Origin of the sequence: Novosphingobium fuchskuhlense (assembly GCF_001519075.1) — a bacterium.
Taxonomy (GTDB): Bacteria; Pseudomonadota; Alphaproteobacteria; order Sphingomonadales; family Sphingomonadaceae; genus Novosphingobium; species Novosphingobium fuchskuhlense.
Window position 1 is genome coordinate 270,115 of record NZ_KQ954244.1, and the last position, 23,899, is coordinate 294,013.

22 protein-coding genes are annotated in these 23,899 nt (G+C 65.6%); 15 read left to right on the top strand and 7 right to left on the bottom strand.

Annotated features, from left to right (window positions below):
* Nucleotides 1-10: 10 nt before the first annotated feature.
* On the bottom strand, nt 11-802 hold the full coding sequence (locus AQZ52_RS01205; RefSeq protein WP_420806436.1) for an inositol monophosphatase family protein: 792 nt from the start codon (nt 800-802) through the stop codon (nt 11-13).
* Between the two features lie 196 nt (nt 803-998).
* Between AQZ52_RS01205 and AQZ52_RS01210 the strand changes: the two genes are divergently transcribed.
* Nucleotides 999-1,943 carry a helix-turn-helix domain-containing protein gene (locus AQZ52_RS01210; protein ID WP_067906133.1) on the top strand — a complete coding sequence of 315 codons (945 nt, stop codon included), beginning with the start codon at nt 999-1,001 and terminating at the stop codon, nt 1,941-1,943.
* On the opposite strand, the gene AQZ52_RS01215 is transcribed toward AQZ52_RS01210, so the two are convergent.
* Together AQZ52_RS01215 and AQZ52_RS01220 are read right to left on the bottom strand one after the other, a co-directional pair.
* Complete coding sequence (locus AQZ52_RS01215) at nt 1,927-2,481, bottom strand: pseudouridine synthase (protein WP_067906134.1); 555 nt, start codon at nt 2,479-2,481, stop codon at nt 1,927-1,929. The genes AQZ52_RS01210 and AQZ52_RS01215 overlap by 17 nt on opposite strands.
* A gap of 100 nt (nt 2,482-2,581) precedes the next feature.
* Complete coding sequence (locus AQZ52_RS01220) at nt 2,582-3,517, bottom strand: ribose-phosphate pyrophosphokinase (protein ID WP_067906135.1); 936 nt, start codon at nt 3,515-3,517, stop codon at nt 2,582-2,584.
* Between the two features lie 167 nt (nt 3,518-3,684).
* Here AQZ52_RS01220 and AQZ52_RS01225 point away from each other — a divergent pair, with 167 nt between their 5' ends.
* Nucleotides 3,685-5,352: an NAD+ synthase gene (locus tag AQZ52_RS01225; RefSeq protein ID WP_067906136.1), complete on the top strand. Its 1,668-nt coding sequence runs from the start codon at nt 3,685-3,687 to the stop codon at nt 5,350-5,352.
* Nucleotides 5,353-5,394: 42 nt separating this feature from the next.
* A complete protein-coding gene (gene gltX, locus AQZ52_RS01230; RefSeq protein WP_067906137.1) occupies nt 5,395-6,726 on the top strand; it encodes a glutamate--tRNA ligase in 1,332 nt (443 codons plus the stop codon).
* Between the two features lie 69 nt (nt 6,727-6,795).
* Here gltX and AQZ52_RS01235 read toward each other — a convergent pair whose 3' ends face one another.
* Genes AQZ52_RS01235 through AQZ52_RS01245 form a run of 3 tightly spaced genes read right to left on the bottom strand, consistent with a single transcriptional unit; the run spans nt 6,796 to nt 11,832 of the window.
* On the bottom strand, nt 6,796-7,356 hold the full coding sequence (locus AQZ52_RS01235; protein WP_067906138.1) for a YqgE/AlgH family protein: 561 nt from the start codon (nt 7,354-7,356) through the stop codon (nt 6,796-6,798).
* Nucleotides 7,353-10,100, bottom strand: coding sequence for a [protein-PII] uridylyltransferase (locus AQZ52_RS01240; protein WP_067906139.1), 2,748 nt, complete (start codon nt 10,098-10,100; stop codon nt 7,353-7,355). Before AQZ52_RS01240 ends, AQZ52_RS01235 begins: the two co-directional genes overlap by 4 nt.
* 43 nt (nt 10,101-10,143) lie before the next feature.
* A complete protein-coding gene (locus AQZ52_RS01245) occupies nt 10,144-11,832 on the bottom strand; it encodes a class I adenylate-forming enzyme family protein (RefSeq protein WP_067906140.1) in 1,689 nt (562 codons plus the stop codon).
* Nucleotides 11,833-12,033: 201 nt separating this feature from the next.
* On the opposite strand from AQZ52_RS01245, the gene lgt reads away from it, so the two are divergent.
* The 6 genes from lgt to AQZ52_RS01275 all read left to right on the top strand — a co-directional run bounded on the left by lgt (nt 12,034) and on the right by AQZ52_RS01275 (nt 17,707).
* Nucleotides 12,034-12,948: a prolipoprotein diacylglyceryl transferase gene (gene lgt / locus AQZ52_RS01250; protein ID WP_067906141.1), complete on the top strand. Its 915-nt coding sequence runs from the start codon at nt 12,034-12,036 to the stop codon at nt 12,946-12,948.
* Between the two features lie 20 nt (nt 12,949-12,968).
* Entirely contained in the window at nt 12,969-14,093 is a 1,125-nt protein-coding gene (locus tag AQZ52_RS01255; RefSeq protein ID WP_067906142.1) for a class I SAM-dependent methyltransferase, read from the top strand.
* 261 nt (nt 14,094-14,354) lie between these two features.
* A complete protein-coding gene (gene petA / locus AQZ52_RS01260) occupies nt 14,355-14,918 on the top strand; it encodes a ubiquinol-cytochrome c reductase iron-sulfur subunit (RefSeq protein WP_067906143.1) in 564 nt (187 codons plus the stop codon).
* Between the two features lie 11 nt (nt 14,919-14,929).
* The gene (locus AQZ52_RS01265) at nt 14,930-16,222 is read left to right on the top strand and encodes a cytochrome b (RefSeq protein WP_067906144.1); all 1,293 of its coding nucleotides are present in this window, start codon (nt 14,930-14,932) and stop codon (nt 16,220-16,222) included.
* Nucleotides 16,223-16,256: 34 nt separating this feature from the next.
* On the top strand, nt 16,257-17,093 hold the full coding sequence (locus AQZ52_RS01270) for a cytochrome c1 (protein ID WP_067906145.1): 837 nt from the start codon (nt 16,257-16,259) through the stop codon (nt 17,091-17,093).
* A gap of 77 nt (nt 17,094-17,170) precedes the next feature.
* Nucleotides 17,171-17,707 (top strand): adenine phosphoribosyltransferase, encoded by a 537-nt coding sequence (locus AQZ52_RS01275; protein WP_067906146.1) that lies wholly within the window; start codon nt 17,171-17,173, stop codon nt 17,705-17,707.
* A gap of 69 nt (nt 17,708-17,776) precedes the next feature.
* Here AQZ52_RS01275 and AQZ52_RS01280 read toward each other — a convergent pair whose 3' ends face one another.
* Entirely contained in the window at nt 17,777-18,421 is a 645-nt protein-coding gene (locus tag AQZ52_RS01280) for a YqaA family protein (protein WP_067906147.1), read from the bottom strand.
* A gap of 267 nt (nt 18,422-18,688) precedes the next feature.
* Here AQZ52_RS01280 and AQZ52_RS01285 point away from each other — a divergent pair, with 267 nt between their 5' ends.
* From AQZ52_RS01285 to AQZ52_RS01310, 6 genes are all read left to right on the top strand, one after another.
* The gene (locus tag AQZ52_RS01285; RefSeq protein WP_067906148.1) at nt 18,689-19,219 is read left to right on the top strand and encodes a hypothetical protein; all 531 of its coding nucleotides are present in this window, start codon (nt 18,689-18,691) and stop codon (nt 19,217-19,219) included.
* 53 nt (nt 19,220-19,272) lie between these two features.
* A complete protein-coding gene (locus AQZ52_RS01290) occupies nt 19,273-20,547 on the top strand; it encodes a DNA-packaging protein (RefSeq protein ID WP_240481511.1) in 1,275 nt (424 codons plus the stop codon).
* A gap of 77 nt (nt 20,548-20,624) precedes the next feature.
* Nucleotides 20,625-21,788, top strand: a complete 1,164-nt coding sequence (locus tag AQZ52_RS01295; RefSeq protein WP_067906150.1) for a phage portal protein — start codon at nt 20,625-20,627, stop codon at nt 21,786-21,788.
* Complete coding sequence (locus AQZ52_RS01300) at nt 21,785-22,090, top strand: DUF6127 family protein (protein ID WP_067906151.1); 306 nt, start codon at nt 21,785-21,787, stop codon at nt 22,088-22,090. The genes AQZ52_RS01295 and AQZ52_RS01300 overlap by 4 nt, the downstream gene beginning before the upstream one ends.
* The gene (locus AQZ52_RS01305) at nt 22,090-22,548 is read left to right on the top strand and encodes an HK97 family phage prohead protease (protein WP_067906152.1); all 459 of its coding nucleotides are present in this window, start codon (nt 22,090-22,092) and stop codon (nt 22,546-22,548) included. Before AQZ52_RS01300 ends, AQZ52_RS01305 begins: the two co-directional genes overlap by 1 nt.
* Nucleotides 22,549-22,634: 86 nt before the next feature.
* Nucleotides 22,635-23,813, top strand: a complete 1,179-nt coding sequence (locus tag AQZ52_RS01310) for a phage major capsid protein (RefSeq protein ID WP_067906153.1) — start codon at nt 22,635-22,637, stop codon at nt 23,811-23,813.
* The last annotated feature ends 86 nt before the right edge of the window (nt 23,814-23,899 follow it).

The window sequence follows — 23,899 nt, forward strand, 5'->3', positions numbered from 1 at the left end:
GTGCCACGTATCAATGGTGGCAGGCCAAGGCCTCCACCACGTGCTCCAGCCGGGCCGGATCGCCGAGTGCGAGCACGTGGCCATCGGAACCGGCGTGGAGTGGCTCACCGTTCCAATCGGCCATGGTACCGCCGGCTCCTTCGACAATGGGGACGAGCGCAGCCCAATCATGCAGCTTGAGCCCGGCCTCGCAGACCACGTCGAGAAAGCCGGACGCCAGCATGGCGTAGTTGTAGCAATCGCCGCCCATGACCATGCGCTTGTGATCGGTGCTCGCCGCAAGGCTCATGAAATGCGCGCCGTCGTGATCATCGAAATAGTGCGGGCCGGTGGTCGCGAGGGCAGCATCGGAGAGCACTGGGCATGCGCGTGTGCGCACGGCATGACCGTTCATCGTGGTGGGGCGGCCAATCGCGCCAACCCAGCGTTCGCCAAGGATCGGCTGATCGATCACGCCGATGACCGGGAAGCCTTCCACGACGAGGGCGATCAGCGTGCCGAACAAGGGACGACCGGCGAGGAACCCGGTCGTCCCATCGATCGGATCGAGCACCCAACTGCGACCGCTGGTACCAGGGGTCGACCCCATTTCCTCGCCGATCACCGTATCTTCCGGTACCTCGGCGGACAGCAGGGCGCGCATGGCTTCCTCGGCGGCGCGGTCGGCAAGCGTGACCGGCGAGGAATCACTCTTGCGATCGGCCGTCACCCCGCTGCGAAAGAAGGGGCGTATGGCCGCGCCTGCTGCATCAGCAAGCCGCAGCGCGAGAGCGATGTCACGATCAAGATCGATGTCTTTCATGGCCGCTGCAATGGCCCTCGGCCCATCGGTCGGTCAAGGGGTCGCAACGCCTGCCCTCGGCGGTCTACTACCTTGGCGAAAAGTCAGGTTTGTGCTTACCGATAGTGATATCAAGCACACCCAGGGGATCACAGGGCGGCTAGACCGGTAACATAGCAGTAAAACACCTGCCGCAACCAGGTTCAGGGGGACATGGATGAATCGGATGAGCAGACCTGCCATTGACCCGGCGATCGCCTCGGGCGGGGCGGCGACGCGCGATGGTCAGCCGATCTCCTACAGCCGGGCTCCGGCGAGCGACCTTGCCCCGTGGATCGCCCGTTTTTACGTGACCGTCGTCGACGCGCCGTCCGATCACGCGGTTTCCTGCGGGATCTTCAGCGATACCGCGATGGTACGCGTCCAGCTGCGGGGCGACTGGACCGCCGAAACGGCGGAAGGCCGACGCGAGATGGGCCGTGCCGCGCTCTATTTCGGCCCACAGACTGTGCGCATGCCGATAACGGTCAAGGGGAGCTTCACCAGCGTCGGTCTCTCTTTCCGGGCTGGGGCCTGCCATGCACTGGGCAAAGTGAAACTCGATGCCATGTGCGACCGGCTTGCACCGCTCGAGATGCTGGGCCTCAGCAGCCAGGCCTGGATGGACCTGTTCGCTGAAGGCGGCACTCCTGAGGCGTGGTGCTGCGCGATGGAGGAGGATATGCGCCGCCTGATCACCCGCTGCGGCGCGGCCGAACCCGATCCGGTGGCAGCCTCGGTCGAGGCGGCAGCGTTTGCAAACCCGGAAATCACCGTGGCGCGACTGGCACAGCAATGCGGCATCGAGCAGCGCAAGCTCGAACGCCTCGTCCGCCGTGACTTCGGCCTGCCGCCGAAACAGGTGCTCCGCCGTGCGCGGGCGCTCGACATGGCAAGCCACCTGCGCGGTGTGGCCGATCACGACGAGGCAGAAGCGCTGGCGCTGCGCTACTACGACCAGAGCCACCTGATCCGCGAGTTCACCGCACTGTTCGGTATGAGCCCACGCCAGTTCGTCGATTTGCCGCAGCCGCTGATGACGCTCTCGCTGGAAACCCGGCAGGCCCGGCGGCTGGAGACGATCGCGCGGATCGCACCGGGCGATATCAAGCCCTGGCAGTAACGCCTGCGCGCCATTCGCCCGGCGCGAGCCCTTCGAGTGTCCATTCACCGATTCGCCAGCGCAGCAGCCGCAGCGTGGGCAGGCCGGCGGCAGCGGTCATGCGGCGCACCTGGCGGTTGCGGCCTTCACGGATCGTCAGTTCGAGCCAGCAATCGGGCACGCTCTTGCGGAAGCGGACAGGCGGGTCGCGCGGCCACAGTGCGGGCGGATCAATCCGGCGCACGTCGGCAGGCAACGTCGGCCCGTCCTTGAGCATCAGACCCCGGCGCAGGGGCTCAAGTGCGGCATCATCCGGATCGCCTTCCACCTGCACCAGATATGTCTTGGCCAGTTTGAAGCGCGGATCGGTAATGCGCGCCTGAAGACGGCCATCGTCTGTCAGCAGGACAAGGCCCTCGCTGTCGTGATCGAGCCGTCCGGCCGGGTAGATGCCCGGGTGCTCGATAAAATCGGCGAGCGTTTGCCGTGGCGGACCGTTCGGCTCCGGGCTGAACTGGCACAGCACGCCATAGGGCTTGTTGAACAGGATCAGGGCCATCGCGCTCTCCATGGGCTGCGATGGAGGCCCTGTCAAAACGAGGCCCGCCGAGCCCCGGCCCCATCCCCTCGTCGGGGAGCGCGTCGGAGCCCCTTGAAGATCAATCGAACAGGCTGGAGACCGAGCTTTCGTCGGCGATGCGGCGGACGGCCTCGCCGATCAACGGAGCGATGGTGAGCACGCGGATGCGATCCGATGCCTGGGTGGCCTCGGTCGGCAGGATCGTGTCGGTGATAACGAGTTCCTTGAGCGCCGAATTGTTCACGCGCGCGACCGCGCCGCCCGAAAGCACGCCGTGGCTGATGTAGGCGGCAACGCCGGAGGCACCGTTGTCGAGCAGCGCCTGGGCGGCATTGCAGAGGGTGCCGCCCGAATCGATGATATCGTCGATCAGGATACACATCCGGCCGCGGACATCGCCGATGATGTTCATCACTTCGCTCTGGCCAGGGCGGTCACGACGCTTGTCGACGATGGCGAGTGGAGCGTTGTCAAGCCGCTTGGCGAGCGCGCGCGCACGTACCACGCCGCCGACGTCGGGCGAGACGACCATGAGGTCCTGACCGCCGTAGCGTGTCTGGATATCGGCCGCCATGACGGGCGCGGCGAAGAGGTTGTCGGTCGGGATATCGAAGAAGCCCTGGATCTGCCCGGCGTGGAGATCGACCGCGAGCACGCGGTCGGCACCCGCCGTGGTGATCAGGTTGGCAACGAGCTTGGCCGAGATCGGCGTGCGCGGGCCGGGCTTGCGATCCTGCCGGGCATAGCCGAAGTAGGGAATGACAGCGGTGATCCGCTTGGCCGAGGCGCGGCGTAGCGCATCGATGCAGATCAGCAGTTCCATGAGGTTGTCGTTCGCCGGATAGCCGGTCGACTGGACGATGAAGACGTCCTCGCCGCGCACATTTTCGTGGATCTCGACGAAGACTTCCTCGTCGGCAAAGCGGCGGACCGATGCTTCGGTCAGCGGCAGTTCGAGATAGGCGGCAATGGCGCGGGCCAGCGGCAGGTTGCCGTTGCCGGACATGATTTTCATGAGCTTCCCCGAGTCCCTCAACTCTGGTTGATGGGTTGGGCCTTAGCCCAAGATGACAGCATTGCAACGTTTGGAGACATGGTTTTACACCAGCGCCCACCGAAGTGGTCCGTTGCACCGTTGGATATCCTTGAACTCGTGCGCCAATGCCGCCTAGGGTCGCGACCATGGCCGACACACTCATCATCACGCTTGCTCAGCTCAACCAGAAGGTCGGCGATCTGGCCGCCAACGCGGCCGCCATGTTGGCCGTGCGCGAACGGGCGGAGGGCAGCGACCTCATCGTCTATCCCGAGATGCAACTGATCGGCTATCCGCCGGAAGACCTCATCCTGAAGCCGGCGCTGATCGAGCGCGCGGCGATCGCGCTGGAAGCGCTTGCGGCGGCAACGGCGGATGGCGGCCCGGCCATGCTGGTCGGCTCCGTTTTCGTGCGCGATGGGGCGCTGCATAACGGCGTGGCATTGCTGGATCAGGGCAAGGTGGCAGCCGTGCGCTTCAAGGTGGAACTCCCAAACTATGGCACCTTCGACGAGAAGCGCTATTTCCTACCCGGCCCGCTGCCCGAGCCGGTGCCGTTCAAGGGCGCCATGCTCGGCCTGCCGATCTGCGAGGACATCTGGCATGCGCCAGTCTGCCGCCATCTGGCCGAGCAGGGTGCGGAGATCTTCATCTGCATCAACGGCAGCCCCTATGAAATCGACAAGGACGAGTTGAGGATCGAAGGCGTGGCCAAGCGCCGCGCGATCGACACGGGGATCCCGCTGGTCTTCGTGAACCGCGTCGGCGGGCAGGACGAGGTCGTCTTCGACGGGGCGAGCTTTGTGGTCGGCCCGGAAGGCGCGCTCTGGGCGCAGTTGCCGGATTGGGAAGAAGCCGTGGTCGACACGGTTTGGCAGAAGGTGCCTGCAGCTTCGGGCAGCCGCTGGCGCTGCCAGCCGGGCGGGGTGGCCGAACTCGCCGAACACCCCGAGGACATCTATTGCGCCATGGTGCTGGCGCTGCGCGACTATGTGAACACCAATCGGTTTCCCGGCGTGGTGCTTGGGCTCTCGGGCGGGATCGATTCGGCGATCTGTGCGGCGATTGCAGTCGACGCGCTGGGGGCGGAGCGGGTGTGGTGCGTGATGATGCCAAGCGCCTATACCAGCGCCGAAAGCCTTGAAGACGCCGAGGGTTGCGCGAAAATGCTGGGCGTGCGGCTCGACACGATCCCCATCGTGCCGGCGGTTGATGCCTTCGGGGCAATGCTCGCGCCGACGTTCGAGGGCCGATCCCCCGATCTCACCGAGGAAAACCTCCAGTCGCGCATTCGCGGCACGACCTTGATGGCGCTTTCCAACAAGTTCGGGCCGATGCTGGTGACGACCGGCAACAAAAGCGAGATGAGCGTCGGCTACGCCACGATCTACGGTGACATGAACGGCGGCTACAACCCGCTGAAGGATGCCTACAAGACGACGGTCTTCGCGATCTCGCGCTGGCGCAATGCGGCGCGGCCGAAGATCGGCCTGGGCCCGGACGGCCCGGTGATGCCCGAGCGGATCATCACCAAGCCGCCGAGCGCCGAACTCCGGCCCGACCAGAAGGATTCGGATTCGCTGCCCGACTACGCGGTGCTCGACGGCATTCTGCTGGGGCTGGTGGAACATGAGAAGAGCGTCGATCAACTCGTTGCGGACGGCTTCGACCATGCCACGGTGGCGCGGATCGAGCGGCTGCTCAACGTGGCGGAATACAAACGGCGCCAAGCTCCCCCGGGGGTGAAGCTGGGGATGCGCAACTTCGGGCGCGACCGGCGCTATCCGATCACGCATGGGTTTCGCACCGGCTGAGCCGATCTAGCCAGTCGGGCGCGGTGCGCTATAGGGCAGGCCATGTCATCTACTGTCACCACCCGCTTCGCGCCCTCGCCCACCGGCACGCTTCATGTCGGCAACATCCGCACGGCGCTGCACAACTGGCTGCTGGCAAAGAAGAGCGGCGGGCGTTTCCTGCTGCGGATCGACGACACCGATGGGGCACGCAGCCGCGAGGAGCATGTCGAGGCGATCCGGGACGATCTGGCGTGGCTGGGGCTGCATCCGGAGCGCGAGGAGCGGCAATCTGCGCGCTTTGCGATCTATGAGGCCGCGTTCGAGACGCTGGTCGCGGCGGGGCGGCTTTATCGCTGCTATGAAACGGCGCAGGAGCTGGAACTCAAGCGCAAGGTGCTGCTGGGGCGCGGTCTGCCGCCGATCTACGACCGCAGTGCGCTCACGCTGAGCGAGACCGATCACGCTGCCAAGGCGGCAGCGGGCGAGGCACCCCACTGGCGGTTCCTGCTCGACCATGACGCACCGATCAAATGGGTGGACGGCATCCGCGGACCGCAGCACTTCGATCCGCGGCAGATGTCGGACCCGGTGGTGCGCCGCGCGGACGGTTCGTGGCTCTACATGCTGCCATCGGTGATCGACGACATCGCCATGGGCGTGACGGATGTGCTGCGCGGCGAGGACCACGTTTCCAACACCGCAACCCAGGTGCAGATGTTCATCGCGCTGGGCGCGCCGGTACCGCGGTTTGCGCACGAGGCACTGCTGACCGGCGCGGAGGGCAAGTTGTCCAAGCGGCTGGGATCGCTCGGCGTGGCGGAGTTGCGCGAAAGCGGCATCGAGCCCGAGGCACTGATCGCGCTGCTGGCCAGACTGGGAACGAGCGATCCGGTGGACGCGGACCTGGAAGCCGATGCACTGGCAGCGAGTTTCGATCTGGGGCGCTTTGGCCGGGCGCCGGCGCGGTTTGATGATGCGGAACTGGCGCGGGTGAACGCGGCGGTCATCCACCGGTTGCCTTTCGCGCATGTGCGCGTGCGGCTGCCCGAGGGCATGGGCGAGGCGGCGTGGGAGGCAATTCGACCGAACCTGAGCAAAGTGGCCGAGGCGGCGGACTGGTGGCGGGTGGTCACCGGGCCCGTTGCGGCGCCGGCGTTCGATGCCGAGACGCGGGCCTATCTGGATCAGGCGGCGGTTGCTGCCGCCACGCTCGACTGGGACATCGACCCCTGGAGTGCGCTCACCGCTGCGCTGAAGGATGCAACCGGGCGCAAGGGCAAGGCGCTGTTCCTCCCGCTGCGGCAGGCGCTGACGGGGATGGACCACGGGCCGGACATGAAGGCGCTGTTGCCGTTGATCGGCAAGGACGAGGCGGTGCGGCGGTTGGGGTGAGGCAAGCCGCTCCGTCAGCCCTTCGGGCTGCCACCTCCCCATTTCTGCAACGCAAGAATGGGAAGGACCTCAGGCCCGTCCGGTCTGGCTGACGAGATGCGAGGGATCGATCCCCTCGGCGCGCCAGGTGGCGGCCCAGCGGGCGTTGACCGAACTTTCGAACAGGATCTCGCTGCGGCCCTGCGCAGCGTACCAGCCGTGCTGACGCATCTCGCCTTCGAGTTGGCCCGCACCCCAGCCCGCATAGCCAAGCGCGACAAGCCATTTCGACGGGCCGCGCCCTTCGGCAATCGCCCGCAGCACATCCAGCGAAGCAGAGAGCGCGCAGAGCGGGTTCACTTCGACGGACCCGCTGCCGCCCCAATCGGTGCTGTGGAGCACGAACCCGCGGGAAGTTTCCACCGGGCCGCCATTGAGCACCGGGCCATCGGGCACCCCGCCTGGATCGATGCCGACATCGGTGAGCAGACTGTGCAAGGTCACCCCTTCGCGGACGCTGCCAATGCCGATGCCAAGCGCGCCATGCTCGTCGTGAACACACATCGCGATCACGGCGCGTTCGAAACGCGCATCGCCCATGCCGGGCATGGCAAGGAGGATACGGCCGGCAAGGTACTGCGCCTCGGTCATGCTGCGGCAGCCCGCGAGCGCCGGTCCTCCGCTGCTTCGATCAGGCGCTTCTCGATCGCGCGCGTCCGGCTTTCCGCCTCGATCTTCTCGCCGAGCAGGTCGGTGACATAGAACGTATCGACCGCCCGCTCGCCATAAGTGGCGATATGGGCGGAGTGGACGACCAGCCGGGCCTCGAACAGGCCGCGCGCCAACTGGCTGAGCAGCGCCGGACGATCGCGCGCGCCCACCTCGATCACGGTGAAGCGATTGGATGCCTTGTTGTCGAAGATGACGATAGGCTCGACCTCGAATGCTTCGGCGCGCGGACGGGCAGAGGGGCGGGCCGCGAGCTGGGGCAGGAGCTTGACCCGGTTGGCGAGGGCATCGGCAATCGCGGTCTTGAGGCGGGCAATCTGCGCTGGCTCGTTGAGCGGACGACCCAGCGGATCCTGCACGAGGAAATTGTCGACCGCCAGGCCATTACGCGCGGTGTGGATGCGCGCATCGATGATGTTGCCGCCGGCAAGGTGGATACCGCCGGCGATGCGGTAGAACAGGCCCGGGTGGTCAGCGGCGAGCACGGTGACGAGCGTGGCGCCGCGCGCGGCATACCAGTGCGCTTCGACTGTCAGCGGCTCGTCGAGCGATAGATCCATCTGCTGCAGATTGAGCGCGATGATGTCCTCGGGCTCGGCGATCCAGTAGGCGTCGCCCAATTGGCGGCCGACCGTGCCGATCAGCACGTCGCGCTCCTTGAGGAGAACGGCGACAGCCTTCTTCTTGGCGGCGATGCGTTCGGCGCGTCCGTGCTGCTTGTGGCCGAGGCGGAGCACTTCCTCGGCAGACGTGAACAGATCGCCCAGCAACTGGCGCTTCCACGAATTCCAGATGCCGGGGCCGACCGCGCGAATATCGACTATGGTAAGCACAAGAAGCAGGCGGAGGCGCTCCTGGCTCTGCACGCGCCCGGCAAAATCGGCGATGGTCTTGTAATCGGCCAGATCGCGCTTGAAGGCTGTTGCACTCATCAGGAGGTGCCAGCGCACCAGCCACGCGACCAGTTCCGTCTCGGCCGGTGACATACCGAGGCGCGGGCACAGCTTCATCGCGACTTCGGCGCCGAGGATCGAATGATCGCCGCGCCGGCCCTTGGCGATATCGTGCAGCAAGGTCGCGACATAGAGCACCCGGCGCGAAGCGACCTTGCCGATCACTTCGGTGGCGAGCGGATGCTGCTCGGTCTCCTCACCCTTCTCGATGCGCGAGAGCAGGCCGATGGCGCGAATGGTATGCTCGTCGACCGTGTAATGGTGATACATGTCGAACTGCATCTGCGCGACGACGCGGCCGAAATCGGGCACGAAGCGGCCGAAGATGCCCGCCTCGCTCATCCAACGCAGCGCTGTTTCCGGATCGTTGCGGCTGGTGAGCAGTTCCATGAACATGGTGTTGGCACGCGGATCGCGGCGCACGGCGGCGTCGATCAGACCGCAATCGCGACGGGCGAGGCGCATCGCTTCGGGATGGATCTCCAGCCCCTCGCGATCGGCGACCAGGAATATCTCGATCAGGCGGACAGGATCGGTCCGGAAGAAATCGTCGCCATCGGCCCCCAGCTTCTCGGCCTGGATCGGGAACGCGCCGATCTTGCGCTTGCGACGCCCCCGCAACGCCGCGAAGAAGCCGACACGGGTCTTGGCGAACTGCTCGTCGAGCTGGGCGAGGAACATGCCGGTGAGCGATCCGACCTGCGTCGCCTGCAGAAAGAAATACTGCATGAAGCGTTCGACCGCGCTCTTGCCCGGACGATCAGCGAAGTTCATGCGCAGCGCCACTTCGCGCTGGAGATCGAATGTGAGGCGGTCCTCGGCGCGGCCGGTCACGGTGTGGAGATGGCAGCGCACCGACCAGAAGAAGTTCTCTGCGCGGCGGAAAGCCCGGTATTCGGCGGCCGTGAGCAGGCCGACTTCGACCAGTTCGCTGGGATCGCGGACCTTGTGGATGTATTTGCCAATCCAGTAAAGCGTATGCAGATCGCGCAGACCGCCCTTGCCTTCCTTGACATTGGGTTCGACCACGTAGCGGCTGTCGCCCAGTTTCTTGTGCCGCTCGTTGCGCTCGGCCAGTTTCTCGGCGACGAACTGGCGTTCGGTGCCGGTGACGACTTCGGCCCAGAAGCGCCGCGCGCTTTCTTCATAAAGCGCGCGGTCACCCCAGACATAGCGGCCTTCAAGGAGTGCCGTGCGGATCGTCAGATCGCTGCGCGCCATGCGCACCATTTCGTCGAGCGAGCGGCTCGACTGGCCGACCTTGAGTCCGAGGTCCCAGAAGAAATAGAGCATGGCCTCGATCACCTGCTCGCACCAGGCCGTGGGCTTGGTCGGGGTGAGAAAGGCGATATCGACATCCGAATGCGGGGCCATCTCGCCGCGCCCGTATCCGCCGACCGAAACGAGTGCGATGCGTTCGCCGGTCGACCGGTTGCTGGCGCGGTAGACATGGCCGACCACGTGATCGTGGATCACGCGGACCAGTTGGTCGATCAGGAAAGCCTGCCCCTGCGCGCATTCGGTGCCGTGCGAGGGCTTCTCGCGCAGGCGGCGCGCGAGTTCCTCACGCCCCTTGGCAAGTGCCTCGCGCAGCAGTTCGACGATAGCCGGACGCGCCTTGTCGCCTTCCGCGCCGACGCGCTCGGCAATGGCATCGGCAAGCGCCCGGCGATCGATGATGGCGCGCTGGTTGGAAATCCGGGGGGTGATCATACCCCGCGTCTCTACCCTATCCGGCCTTGCGCGTCTCTTGCCATTACGCCCCGTAACGCTGCTTGAGGGTGCGTTTGTCCACCTTTTCGGTGCCCAGCCGGGGCAAGGCCTCGTGCTCTTCCCAGAAGCGGACGGGGATCTTGAACGCGGCGATGTGCGAGGCGAGGAAGGCACGTAGATCGTCGGCGGTCACGGTGCAGCCTTCCTTGGCGAGATAGACGGCGACCGGGACCTCGCCATAGAGTTCATCCGGCAGCCCGAACACGCTCGCTTCGGCCACGCCGGGATGCGCGTAGATCGCGTTCTCGACTTCGATGCAGGCGATGTTCTCACCGCCACGGATGATGATGTCCTTCTTGCGATCGACGATGAAGAGGTACCCCTCGGCATCGCGATAGCCAAGATCGCCGGTGCGGAAATAGCCATCCGGCATGATCGCGGCCGCAGTCGCCTCCGGGTTGTCCCAGTAGCCGATGAAGTTGGCGACGCTGCGAATCGCGACCTCGCCAAGCTGGCCCTGCGGGACCGGCTGGCCGGCATCGTCGAGGATGGCAAGATCAACCAGCGGACGCGAGGGCGTGCCGGTGCTGCCAGGCTTGGCGAGATAGTTCTCGTTGAAATTGCCGCAGCCCACGCCGTTGGTTTCGGTGAGGCCATAGCCCAGGATCGGGAACGCGTGGGGCAGCGCCTTGCGGATACGGTCGACGTGTTCGACCGGGCGGGGTGCGCCGCCCGCGGCGAACGTGACGCAAGACGAAAGGTCGTACTTGCCGTGATCCGGGTGCGTGGCGATCTCGTAGCTCATGAGCGGCACGCCGACGAAATAGGTCACCTTCTCGCGCTCGATCAACTGCATCGCGGTAACCACGTCCCACTTGGGCATAAGCACTAGCTTGCGCCCGAGCGCGTAGGACTGGAGCAGCAACGGCACTTCGCCGGTCACATGGAACAACGGCACGTTGACGAGCGCGATCGGCTGCGAATCTGCTGGCGGCGCTTCGCCGCGCGCGGTCATCAGGCCGAGCACCATGACGCTCTGAGCAAGGTAGCTGTAGGTGCCCTGCACCACGCCGCGATGGTTGGAATATGCGCCCTTGGAAACGCCGGTCGAACCAGAGGTGAACAGGATCGTCGCCAGATCGTCAGCCCCGAGTTCAGGGAGCGGCGTGGCGGCGTCGCCGCCTTTGGCGGTCAGCGCTGCGAGACCTTCGGCCGGATGGCAATCATGGAGCAACGGAATGATCTCGGCCCCATGGGTGATGCCGGTGAGGCGTTCAGCGCGCTGGCGGTCGGCGATGATCATGCGGCAGCCGACCATGTCGATGCCATGGGCCATTTCCTCGCCCTGCCACCAGCCGTTGATGAGGACAGCACAGCCGCCGGCCATGAGCACAGCCATGTAGGCAACGATCCAGTTGGCCGAATTGCGGGCGGCGATGCCGATGCGGTCGCCCTTCTGGACGCCGTGCCCCGCGACAAGGCCACCAGCCGCCATGCGTGCGGCCTCGAGCGTTTGCGCGAACGTGAGCCGCACATCGCCGTCGACGATGAACTCCTTGGCGCCGTGGAACGTGCAGAACTGCGCGAAATAGGCGGCGAGCGTAGGCGGCGCGGCAGCGATCATCGGCAGATCGCGGCCGAAGGCCTGATGCGGCGCAGTCGCAAGCATGCCATCGGGGGCGGTCAGCCCGTCCATCACGCGGGCAAGGTCCCGGTCAAGCTGGGTCAACATGGGCTAAATGACGCTCCTCTCCGCCCGATTTCGGCAATACCCCTGCAATGGAGGGCCGATAACGGGTCTATACGGTTATTCGGTTTGCCTCACCGGTTTGCCCTGTGCCAGATAGCCACGCAAGGCCGCGTCGCCAGCGGCACAAAACAAAACCGTTCGATTACAAACTCGCACCGTCACGATCTCTAGGGAGCTTGCTTCTTGCTGTCACTATCGGCCGCCGCCGCAGCCCCAGCCCTTGTCGGCGCGGGCCACCAGCCGCTGCACTGGGAGAGCCTGGGGCTTTCACCTATCGCGCTCGACCTCGGGTTCTTCGCGATCAAGTGGTACAGCCTCGCCTATCTGGCCGGCATCATGCTCGGCTATTTTCATCTGGGGCGGATGATTCGCCAGCCGGGAGCCCCCCTCGCACAGCGCCATGCCGACGACCTGTTCTTCTATGCCACGCTCGGGATCATCCTGGGCGGACGGCTTGGCTATGCCCTGTTTTATGCCCCGGAATTGCTGAGTGATCCTGCGCGGCTGGTCCGTTTGTGGGAAGGCGGCATGAGTTTTCACGGAGGCCTCATCGGCACCGTGCTGGCAATCGCATGGGTTTCCTGGCGCGGCGGGCTCAACTTCGTGCGGACCTGCGACTATATCGCCGTCTGCGTACCGCCGGGCCTGTTCTTCGGGCGCTGTGCCAACTTCGTGAATGGCGAATTGTGGGGGCGCGTGACCGATTCGAAGTTGCCCTGGGTCATGGTGTTCCCGGGTGCCGGCCCGCTGCCGCGCCACCCGAGCCAGCTCTACGAAGCGTTGCTTGAGGGCATCGTTCTGGGACTAGTGCTGTTCCTGCTGTTCTGGCGGACCCGCGCGCGCTGGCGGCCGGGCCTTCTCGTCGGCCTGTTCACGCTGGGCTACGCGCTGGCCCGCTTTACCGTGGAGTTCTACCGGGAACCGGATGCGCAACTGCTCGATTTCGCCATGCGCAGCGGGCTTTCGATGGGCCAGTGGCTGACCCTGCCGATGATGGCGATCGGCCTTGGCTTCGTGGCGCGCGCGCTGATCCGGCAGCCGCTGGCGGTGACGATCCAGCCCACCGGCCAGCCTGCCGGCTCCACAGTGGTATCCTGACAATCGGGCAGAATGCAGACGTGAACGCTGAAGCGCCGGGCGGATTGGCGACTACCTTCGCGCGGTTGATCGCGGCGACCGGACCGGTGCCGATCGCGCACTACATGGCCGAGGCGAATGCTCGCTATTATGGTTCGCGTGACCCCCTGGGCACGGGGGGCGACTTCGTGACCGCCCCCGAGATAAGCCAGATGTTCGGCGAACTCATCGGACTCTGGCTGGCAGACATCTGGCAGCGTGCCGGGCGGCCGGCGGATGTCTGCTATGTCGAACTGGGACCGGGGCGCGGGACCCTTGCGCAGGATGCCCTGCGCGCGGCGCGCCAGGCTGGATTGACGCCAGAGGTGCATTTCGTCGAGACCAGTGCCGCGCTCGGCGCCTTGCAGCGCGCCGCCCACCCCCGGGCATTCTGGCACGACGATCTGACAGGATTGCCAACGGACCGGCCGCTGCTGATCGTGGCCAACGAATTCCTCGATGCCTTGCCGGTGCGGCAGTTGGTGCGAACCGCCAATGGCTGGCGTGAACGCATGGTGGGGCTCGACGCGGAAGGCGCGTTCATCCCGGTTGCGGGGACGCGGCCGATGGATGCGGCAGTGCCCGAGGCCTTTGCCGGTGCCGGCGAGGGCGCGATCGTCGAGACATCGCCGGCGTCGGCAACCGTGCTGCAGGAAGTGGGCCATCGTCTGGCTTCGCAAGGCGGCGCAGCGCTGTTCATCGACTATGGCTACACCGAACCGCAGCTTGGCAGCACGCTGCAAGCCGTGCGCGCACACCGCAAGGTGGACGTGTTTGCCGAGCCTGGCGAGGCCGACCTCACCGCCCATGTCGACTTTGCCACGCTGGCGCGGGTGGCGGAGGAAGCCGGCGCACGGTGGCTTGGCACAAGCACGCAGGGCGTCTGGCTCGCGGCGCTGGGCATCGGCGCGAGGGCGGGTGCGCTTGCCCGGTCCGCGCCCCACGCAGCGGAGCCCATAGAGGCCGCCACCATGCGGCTGACTGCACCGACGCAAATGGGCACTCTGTTCAAGGTGATGGGCCTAAGCGCGCCTCGATGGCCCGATGGTGCAGGCTTTGCCCGGGTCAGCACCGACCTGCTCGCGCCGGGGCCCGTCACATCATCGCAAGACCCGTCTTGCAAGTGACTTGCAACAACTCTTCAAGTCTCTGTTAAAAATGCGATTAGATGCCTTGCAGCCACGGCAAAATGCTTGTTGGCAAACCAGCGGCTTTGCGTCTATCAGGCGCGCCCAAGGGGCCGGGCTCTCGCGCTGTAGCGAGGCTGGTGCGATCGGGCTGGGCGAGCGTCCCTTTGGGCACTTTCCCGCCGGATCGGTGTGGGACATTTTAGGACACGCTGTCCGCGCCCGATCCGTGGCGGCGGCAGCGGCAGGCAGGGAATGGCAATGGCTGAACAAGCAAGCATCGCTGAGGCGACCATGACTGGCGAAGGCGTCCGGCGTCGCGATTTTATCAATATCGCGGCGGTGAGCTTCGCGGGCGTTGGCGGTCTCGCCGCGCTCTATCCGTTGATTTCACAAATGGCACCGTCGGCAGACGTGCTGGCCGAAAGCTCGACCGAGATCGACATCTCGGCCATCGCGCCGGGCCAGGCGATCAAGGCCGTGTGGCGCAAGCAGCCGGTCTTCATCCGCAATCTGACGCCCGAGGAAATCTCGGCGGCTGAAAAGGTCGACGTGTCGACCCTGCGCGATCCGGAGACGCTGGAGAAGCGCACCACGGCCGGCAAGACCAACTGGCTCATCACCATGGGCGTCTGTACCCACCTCGGCTGCGTGCCGCTCGGTGCCGGTGAAGGCGAGGTGAAGGGCGAGTTCGGCGGATATTTCTGCCCCTGCCACGGTTCGGTCTACGATACCGCAGCGCGCATCCGCAAAGGCCCGGCCCCCAAGAACCTTGAGGTGCCCCCCCATGAATTTTCTTCCGACACTGTCGTGAAGATCGGCTGAGGACTGACACGATGAGCTTTCCCTGGGCGAACGAATACAAGCCGACCAACCCGCTGATGCAGTGGGTCGACGACCGGCTTCCCCTCCCCCGCTTTGTCTACAACGCGGTCGGCGCCGGCTATCCTGTGCCGCGCAACCTCAACTACATGTGGAACTTTGGCATTCTTGCCGGTTTTGCGCTGGTTCTGCAGATTGTGACGGGTGTTGTCCTCGCGATGCACTACGCCGCTAATGCCGGCGTGGCTTTTGACAGCGTCGAGCACATCATGCGCGACGTGAACTGGGGCTGGATGCTCCGCTATGGCCACGCCAACGGCGCCAGCATGTTCTTCATCGTGGTCTACACCCACATCTTCCGCGGCTTCTTCTATTCCTCGTACAAGGCCCCGCGCGAGATGATCTGGCTCTTGGGCGTGGTGATCTTCCTGCTCATGATGGCAACCGCCTTCATGGGCTACGTGCTGCCCTGGGGCCAGATGAGCTTCTGGGGCGCCAAGGTGATCACCGGCCTGTTCTCGGCGATCCCGCTGGTCGGCACGCCGCTGCAGCAGTGGCTGCTGGGCGGCTTCGCGCCGGACAACGCCGCGCTCAACCGCTTCTTCTCGCTGCACTTCCTCCTGCCCTTCGTGATCCTGGGTGTGATCATCCTCCACGTCTGGGCGCTGCACATCCCCGGCTCGTCGAACCCGACCGGCGTGGAAGTGAAGCAGGAATCGGACACGGTGCCGTTCCACCCCTACTACACCGCCAAGGACGGCTTCGGCCTCGGCATCTTCCTGATGGTCTACTGCGCGCTGGTGTTCTTTGCGCCGAACCTGCTGGGCCACCCGGACAACTACATTCCGGCGAACCCGCTCTCGACCCCGGCGCACATCGTTCCCGAATGGTATTTCTGGCCGTTCTACGCGATCCTGCGCGCCTTCACCTCGGACTTCCTGTTCATCCCGGCCAAGCTGATGGGCGTGCTCGCGATGTTCAGCGCGATCCTGGTGTGGTTCTTTCTGCCCTGGCTCGACACGAGCCCGGTCCGCTCGGGCCACTACCGGCCGCTGTTCCGCAAGTTCTTCTACCTGCTCGTCGTCGACGTGCTGGTGCTGGGCTACTGCGGTGGCGCCCCGGCGGCAGAGCCCTACGTGATGATCTCGCAGATCGCAGCGATGTACTACTTCCTGCACTTCCTCGTGATCCTGCCGGTTGTCTCGTCAATCGAAACGCCGCAGCCGCTGCCGTTCTCGATTACCGAGGCGGTGCTGGGCAAGGACGAGCACGCCACCCTCGCTCCCGCAACCCCGGCTGTCGCCTGAGCCTGCCAACCCGGCACATCCAAAGGGAAACCTCATGGTCCGTCTATTTGGCCCGCTCGTTGGCCTCTTCTTCGCAGTCGCGCTGCTCTGGTCGTTCGGTAACGGCGCCTACAACGCGGTTACCCAGCCCTCTCCGCCGACCGCGGAAGCGCTGTTCCACAAGCATCCGAAGGAAGTCGCGTTCTCGTTCGACGGCGCCTTCGGCACCTTCGACAAGGCGCAGCTTCAACGCGGCTTCAAGGTGTACCAGGAAGTCTGCTCGAACTGCCACAGCCTGAAACAGGTGGCCTTCCGCGATCTGACGCAGCTTGGCTACAATGAAGCCGAAGTGAAGGCGATCGCCAAGAACTGGGGCAACAAGGCCCAGACCTTCGATCCCAAGACGGGTGACCGTGGTGACCGTCCGAACCTGCCTTCGGATCACTTCCCGCCGGTGTATTACGCTGGCCAGGGCAATCCCCCGGATCTTTCGCTGGTCGCGAAGTCGCGTCACGGCGGAGCGCAGTACATCCACTCGCTGCTGACCGGCTACACCGATCAGGTGGGCTACAAGAACGGACAGGGCCAGGAACTGCTGAAGATGTTCCCGGATGCGAAGACCCCCGATGGGCTGTACTTCAACCCTTACTTCGCCAACCTGAACCTTGCCATGCCGCAGCCTTTGACCAGCGACGGCCAGGTGACCTACAGCGACGGCAAGGCCGCGACGGTCGACCAGATGGCGCTGGACGTGTCTGCGTTCCTGACCTGGACCGCCGAACCCAAGCTCGACAAGCGCAAGCAGACGGGCTGGCCGGTGCTGGGCTTCCTGCTCGCGGCGACCGTGCTGGCTTACCTCGCCAAGCGGAATGTCTGGGCTGACAAGCACTGATCTTCCCCACCCGGGAAACAAACAAAGGCCGCCGGCAACGGTGGCCTTTTTTGTGTGCGCGCGTATGAGAGCACACCATGACAAGGGATGAAATCAAGGCGCTGGTGCGCACGGTGCCCGACTTCCCCGCCAAGGGTATCCTGTTTCGCGACGTGACCACGCTGATCCGCCATGGCGACGGCTTTGCCGCCTGCATCGCGCATCTGGCGCGGATGGCGGAAGCGGCGGGTGCCGAGGTGATTGCCGGAATGGAAGCCCGTGGGTTCATCTTCGGCGCGGCCGTGGCGGCGCATATGCGGTTGGGGTTCGTGCCGGTGCGCAAGCCGGGCAAGCTGCCGGTCCGCACCGTGGGCATCGACTATGCGCTGGAATACGGCCGCGACCGTCTGGAGATCGATCCCGGCGCGATCGACAAGGGTGCGCGCGTGGTGATCGTGGATGATCTTATCGCGACGGGCGGTACGGCGCTGGCAGCGACCGAACTGCTACGCGGCGCAGGGGCCAGGGTCGATCACGCGCTGTTCGTGATCGATCTACCCGACCTGCATGGTGCCGAGCGCCTGCGCGGAGCGGGCGTGAGCGTGGAAGCGCTGATGGACTTTCCAGGGCACTGAGGCCCGGGCGAGGCTTTCTGACCGGCCCTGTGGCCTCTGCCGCATGTGGGGAGAGGGCGGGCCGAGCGGTCAGAAATTGGCGAGCGTCGCGCTCGCGCAGCGGACAGCCTCGGGATCGGTCCCGCCGCTACCGCCGGTCAGCATACCGGCAAGCACGAACCCACCGACAACAAAGACCACGAAGCCGATCGTAACGAGCCCGAGGTACTTGTCGATCACGCGCTTGATCGGTGCACCAAACACCTGAAACAGCCCGCCGACAATCATGAAGCTGATCGAGCGGCTGATGATGCTGGCGAACAGGAACGTCACCAACGACATCTTGATGAAACCGGCGCTGATCGTGATCAGCTTGAACGGTATCGGCAAGACGCCCTTGACGATGATGATTTCCCAGCCGTGCGCACGCAGATAGCAGGCGGCCTGCGGGAAGCTTTCAGCCAGATGGAGCATCGTGAGCAACTGCTTGCCGACGCTGGCAAACAGGAAATAGCCGATCGCATAGCCAAGCAAGCCGCCCAGCACCGAACCGGCGGTGGCGACTGCGGAGAAACGGACCGCCTTCTTGGGTTCCGCAAGGCACATGACCCCGAGCAGCGGGTGCGGCGGAACCGGGAAGAAGCTGGCCTCCATCGCCGAAAACAGTGCCAGCCAGACTTCGGCGAGCGGGTGCGTGGCCTTGGCCATGGTCCAGTTGTAAAGGCGGCGAAGCATCGGGCAGGGTACTCGTTTGGGCGATCGTGCGCCTCAGGACGGGATCGGGACGTGTCCCGCTCAAGCTCCCTATCAGCGCAATGCGAACAATCCCTAAGCGAGCGAGGATCAAAGCGCTAGTAGGTGCGCCATTAACCATATCGGTACAAAATACTTGACAGCGTGACGCTGTTTGAGTACATATCAAGAACATCGCGATGGACCGAGTCGCTGCCACCTCGCAGCGGAGAGCTTCACGCTTCCCCCTCCCCCAGCGACGGAAAGCCCATGGCACAGCGACCCAATGCGCCGCGGCCGCATCGCGCCGCGACCCATGAGCACACCCATGCGGAAACCGCGACGCACTGGATGGGCGAGTTTCTGGAAGCCCTTGCCGATACCTCGAACGTCTCGGCGGCAGCGCGCAAGGCCAGCATCGATGTGTCCACAGCCTATCAGCGGCGACGGCACGACCACGAGTTCAACCGTCGCTGGCAGATCGCGCTCTGCGAAGGGTATGACAACCTCGAGATGGAGCTGCTCTACCGGCTCCGCACTGGCGAACTGAAGCCGGTGACGAGCACCAAACGGGCAAGCCGAACGTTTGACAATGCCACCGCTTTCCGGTTGCTCGCCGCGCACCGCGAATCGGCGGCGCGTGAACGGGCACGGCGTGATCACGTGAGCGCGGAGGAAATCCGGGCGGCCATTGACCGGAAGGTCGACGAATTGCGCAAGCGGGTGATGGACGCCAAGGCCCAGCGAGAGGCTGCGGCTCTGGCACCGGCCATCCTGCCCAAACCCAGGGACCCGGCGTGAGCCAGGACCGGCTCGACTTCCTGCGGCACGATGAAGAGCAGCTTGCTCATGAACTGCCCGACATGCTCGACCCGAGCGAGCGGGATGCGGTGTTGTGGAACTGGCCGATGTGGGCGCGGGCATCGCAGCTGCCGCCGCCAGGCGACTGGCGAATCTGGCTGATCATGGCAGGCCGCGGGTTCGGCAAGACCCGCACCGGTGCCGAATGGGTGCGCATGGTGGCCGAGAGTGACCATTCTGCGCGAATTGCTCTGGTGGGATCCTCGCTCCACGAAGCACGCAGCGTGATGGTGGAGGGCGAAAGCGGGTTGATGGCAGTGAGCCCGCCCCACCTGAGACCGCGCTACGAGCCATCGCTGCGCCGGATCGTGTGGCCGGGCGGGGCGCAGGCCCTGCTCTATTCGGCTGCCGAGGCCGAAGCCTTGCGCGGGCCGCAGCACAGCCATGCCTGGTGCGACGAGATTGCCAAGTGGGACGACAACCAGGGGCAGGCCCGGCGGTGCTGGGACAACCTGCTGCTGGGCCTGCGGCTGGGCGACTTGCCGCAGATCGTGGCGACCACGACGCCGCGCGCAATGCCGCTGGTGCGGCGGTTGATGGCGCAAGTCGGGGCCGAAGACGATGTGGTGCTGACGCGCGGCTCGACGCTGGAAAATGAAGCCAACCTGCCGGGGCGGTTCATCACGGATGTGACGCGCGAGTTTGGCGGGACTCTGCTGGGGCGCCAGGAACTGGACGGCGAACTGATCGACGACCTGCCCGGTGCGCTGTGGACCCGCTCGCGGATCGAGCAGTGCCGCGAACCGATCGGGACCACGGCCATGACCCGGGTGATAGTGGGGGTGGACCCGCCGGCGAGTGCCGAAGGGGATGCCTGCGGGATCGTTGTCTGCGGTCTTGGCGAAGACGGTGTGGCACGGGTGCTGGCGGACGCTTCGGTCGAGAAGGCAAGCCCCGAGCGCTGGGCGCGTGCCGTGGCCGAGGCAGCGCGGGCCTGGTCTGCCGACCGCGTGGTTGCCGAGGCCAACCAGGGCGGGGCGATGGTGGAAGCGGTGCTGCGCGCTGCCAACGCCGCGCTGCCGCTGCGACTGGTGCACGCAGTGCGCGGCAAGGTGGCCAGAGCAGAGCCGGTCGCGGCGCTCTACGAGGCTGGACGGGTACGCCATGCCGGACTCTTCACCCGGCTCGAGGACGAGCTGTGCGGGCTCCTGCCGGGGGGGACCTATCAGGGTCCCGGCAGATCACCCGACCGGGCCGATGCCTGCGTCTGGGCGCTGACCGAGCTGATGCTCGGCCGTGCCGGGGAGCCGCGTATCTGGATTGACTGAGGGACTGGTGCCCACCCGGAACTCATCCCGCATGCGGGAGGGACGGTAACCGCTTCGAGCGATTTGAAAGGCTGGACATGTCGATTTTGCAAAGCCTGGCGGCGGCCTTCAAGGGCGCTGCCGTATCCGACCGCGCGCCGCTGGCACGCGGGTTCATCTCGCCATGGGCAGAAGCCTTCCAGTGGAGCGGGGGCGACGCGCGAGGCCCGCTCAACTACCCTGCGGCCATCCGCGAGGCATACCTCAAGAACCCGGTGGCACAGCGCGCGGTGCGGCTGGTGGCCGAAGGCGTGGGCAGCGCCCCGATCAAGGCTTCCGATCCGGAACTCGTTCGGTTGGTCAGCGCAACAAGCGCGGGCCAGGCCTTGCTCGAGACGCTGGCGAGCCAGATGCTGCTGCACGGCAACGGCTATGTGCAGGTCTTGCGCGATGCCGACGGCCAGGTCGCCGAACTTTTTGCACTGCGGCCGGAGCGGGTGCGGATCGTGCCAGATGCGAAGGGCTGGCCTGCCGCCTTCACATATACGCTTGGCGACACGGCGCTGCAGATTGACGCAATAGACGAGTTCGGTCGGCCCAATCTGATCCACATGCGCGCGTTCCATCCCCTGGACGACCACTATGGGGCGGGCTGCCTCGAGGCGGCGGATGAAGCGGTGGCGATCCACAATGCTGCGGCACGGTGGAACAGGGCGCTGCTGGAAAATGCCGCGCGGCCTTCGGGAGCGCTTGTGTATGATCCGGGAGAGCCGGGTGCTGCGCTCAGCACCGACCAGTTCGAGCGGATCAAGACAGAGCTTTCCGCCGCGTTCTCCGGCGAGAGCAATGCCGGGCGACCGATGCTGCTGGAAGGCGGGCTGAAGTGGCAGACTCTGGCGCTGAGCCCGGCGGACATGGATTTCGCGACGCTGAAGGCCGCCGCAGCGCGAGACGTTGCGCTCGCATTCGGGGTGCCTCCGATGCTGCTCGGCCTGCCGGGCGACAACACCTATGCCAACTACCGCGAAGCCAACCGCGCCTTATGGCGGCTCACCCTCCTGCCGCTGGCCGGCAAGATCCTTGATGCGCTCGCCGAAGGACTGGCCCCGTGGTTCGCCGAGGCGAAGTTCTCGGTCGATCTCGACCGGGTGCCGGCATTGGCGGAGGACCGCCAGGCGCTGTGGTCGCAAGTCTCGGCGGCCGACTTCCTGACCCCGGCCGAAAAGCGGCAGATGCTGGGCCTGGCGGAGAAACCAGCATGAGACGCGAAGACATGCTGGCCGGGCTGCTTGCCCAGGCCGGGAGCGAAGGCTCTGAACTCATCACGCTACGCGCGGTGGTCGAGGAAGCAAGCGAGCTCGGTGCGGCGCGGGCGCTCGAGCAAATGGGACTTGCCGACGACACGGCGCATGAAGACCTCGCCGAATTGCGCGAACTGCTGCGCGCCTGGCGCGACGCCAAGGCCAGCGCATGGAAGGCCGTGGTCGGCTGGGTGGTTCGCGCCGTGCTGGCGCTGCTGCTGCTCGGAATTGCGGTGCGGCTTGGCTCGAAGGATGTGCTGTAATGGGCGCTGAACCGGGGACTGCCAACGAAGTACTCCGTTTTGCCGGCTATGCGGCGGTATTCGGCAAGCGGGACAGCGGCGGCGATGTGATCGCTCCGGGGGCCTTTGCCGGGACACTGGCTGCCCGCAAGGAGGCCGGACTGCGGCTCCCACTCCTGTGGCAACACCGGGTTGGCAATCAAATCGGCTGGGTCGATCTCGCCGAAGAGGACCGCCACGGCCTTCGCGTGATCGCCTCGCTCTCTCCCGACGCGGGACCTGCCGCCAAGGCCTTGGCGGACGGCGCCGTGAACGGGCTCTCATTTGGATACCGGGTCCGCGATGCGGCACCCCAGGGCGGTGGCCGCGAATTGCGCGCCGTCGACCTGATCGAAGTCAGCCTGGTGACCCGCCCCATGCAGCAGCTGGCGCGAGTCCACTACGTCGACAGCAAAGGCGGCCGATTGGCGCCGGCGTAACCCCCCACGTTTTGTGACCCAGAAAGGCCGCAGTGGCGGGCCAGCCCACCAATGACGGTCACCATCAAGAAAGGACGTTCGGTTCCATGGACATCAACACCCCCGAAAGCGCCATTACCGGTGCAATCGAGACCAAGGCCGACGCGTTCGACGCGTCGTTCGACATCGTGACGCGCCAGGATGAGGCCACTGCGGCCATCGAAGCGCTGCGCGGTGACATTGCCGAAGTGAAGGGCCGGCTCGACAAGGTGAACCGCGCGGTTGTCCGCCCGGTGATCGGCGGCGCCGAGGCCGCAACCGAAACCTCGCCCGAACTTAAGGGCTTCGTCGACGGATACCTGCGTTCGGGCCGCGAGACCGAGCTCAAGTCGCTCTCGATCGGTTCGCCTGCGGACGGCGGCTTTGCCGTGCCTCGCCCGATCGATGCCGAAATCGCACGCCGCCTGGTGCGGCTGAGCCCGGTTCGCAGCGTGGCGAACGTGGTGCAGACCAGCACGAGTGGCTTCCGCCGCCTGATCTCGATCGGCGGCACGGCTTCGGGCTGGGCAAGCGAAACCGGCTCGCGCATCGAAACGGCCAGCCCGAAACTTGCCGAAATCGTGCCCCCGCTCGGTGAGCTCTATGCCAACCCCTCGGCCACGCAACAGATGCTCGACGATGCGGCGTTCGATGTGAGCGGCTGGCTGGCGAGCGAGATTGCCACCGAGTTTGCCCGTGCCGAGGGCGCCGCCTTCATCAATGGCACTGGCACCAACCAGCCGCGGGGTTTCCTCGCTGGTCCGACCGCGGCTCAGAACGACGCTGCGCGCCCCTTCGGCACGCTGCAGTTCATCGCCTCTGGCAATGCCACGACCTTCGACACCGCGCCTGAAGCGAAACTGATCGACCTCGTCTTCTCGATGAAGGCCGCGCTGCGCCAGGGCGCGGTATGGATGATGAACTCGGCGACGCTTGCGGCTGTGCGCAAGTTCAAGGCAGCCGATGGTTCGTTCCTGTGGCAGGCGGGCATCGTCGATGGTCAGCCGAGCCGTTTGCTCGGATACCCGGTGATCGAGGCGGAAGATATGCCCGACATTGGCGCCGGCAACTTCCCGATCGCGTTCGGCAACTTCAAGGCCGGCTACCTGATCGCCGAACGAACCGCCACGACGATCCTGCGCGATCCCTACACAAACAAGCCGTACGTGCAGTTCTACGCGACGCGCCGGGTGGGTGGCCAGGTGCTCGACAGCGACGCGATCAAGCTCCTCAAGATCTCGACCTGATCCGGATCGGGCAGGCGCGCGCTCCCCTGGCGCGCCTGCCCCGCGCCCGCGGTGGCCCCCCTCACGCCGCGGGCGCTCTTCTTTCC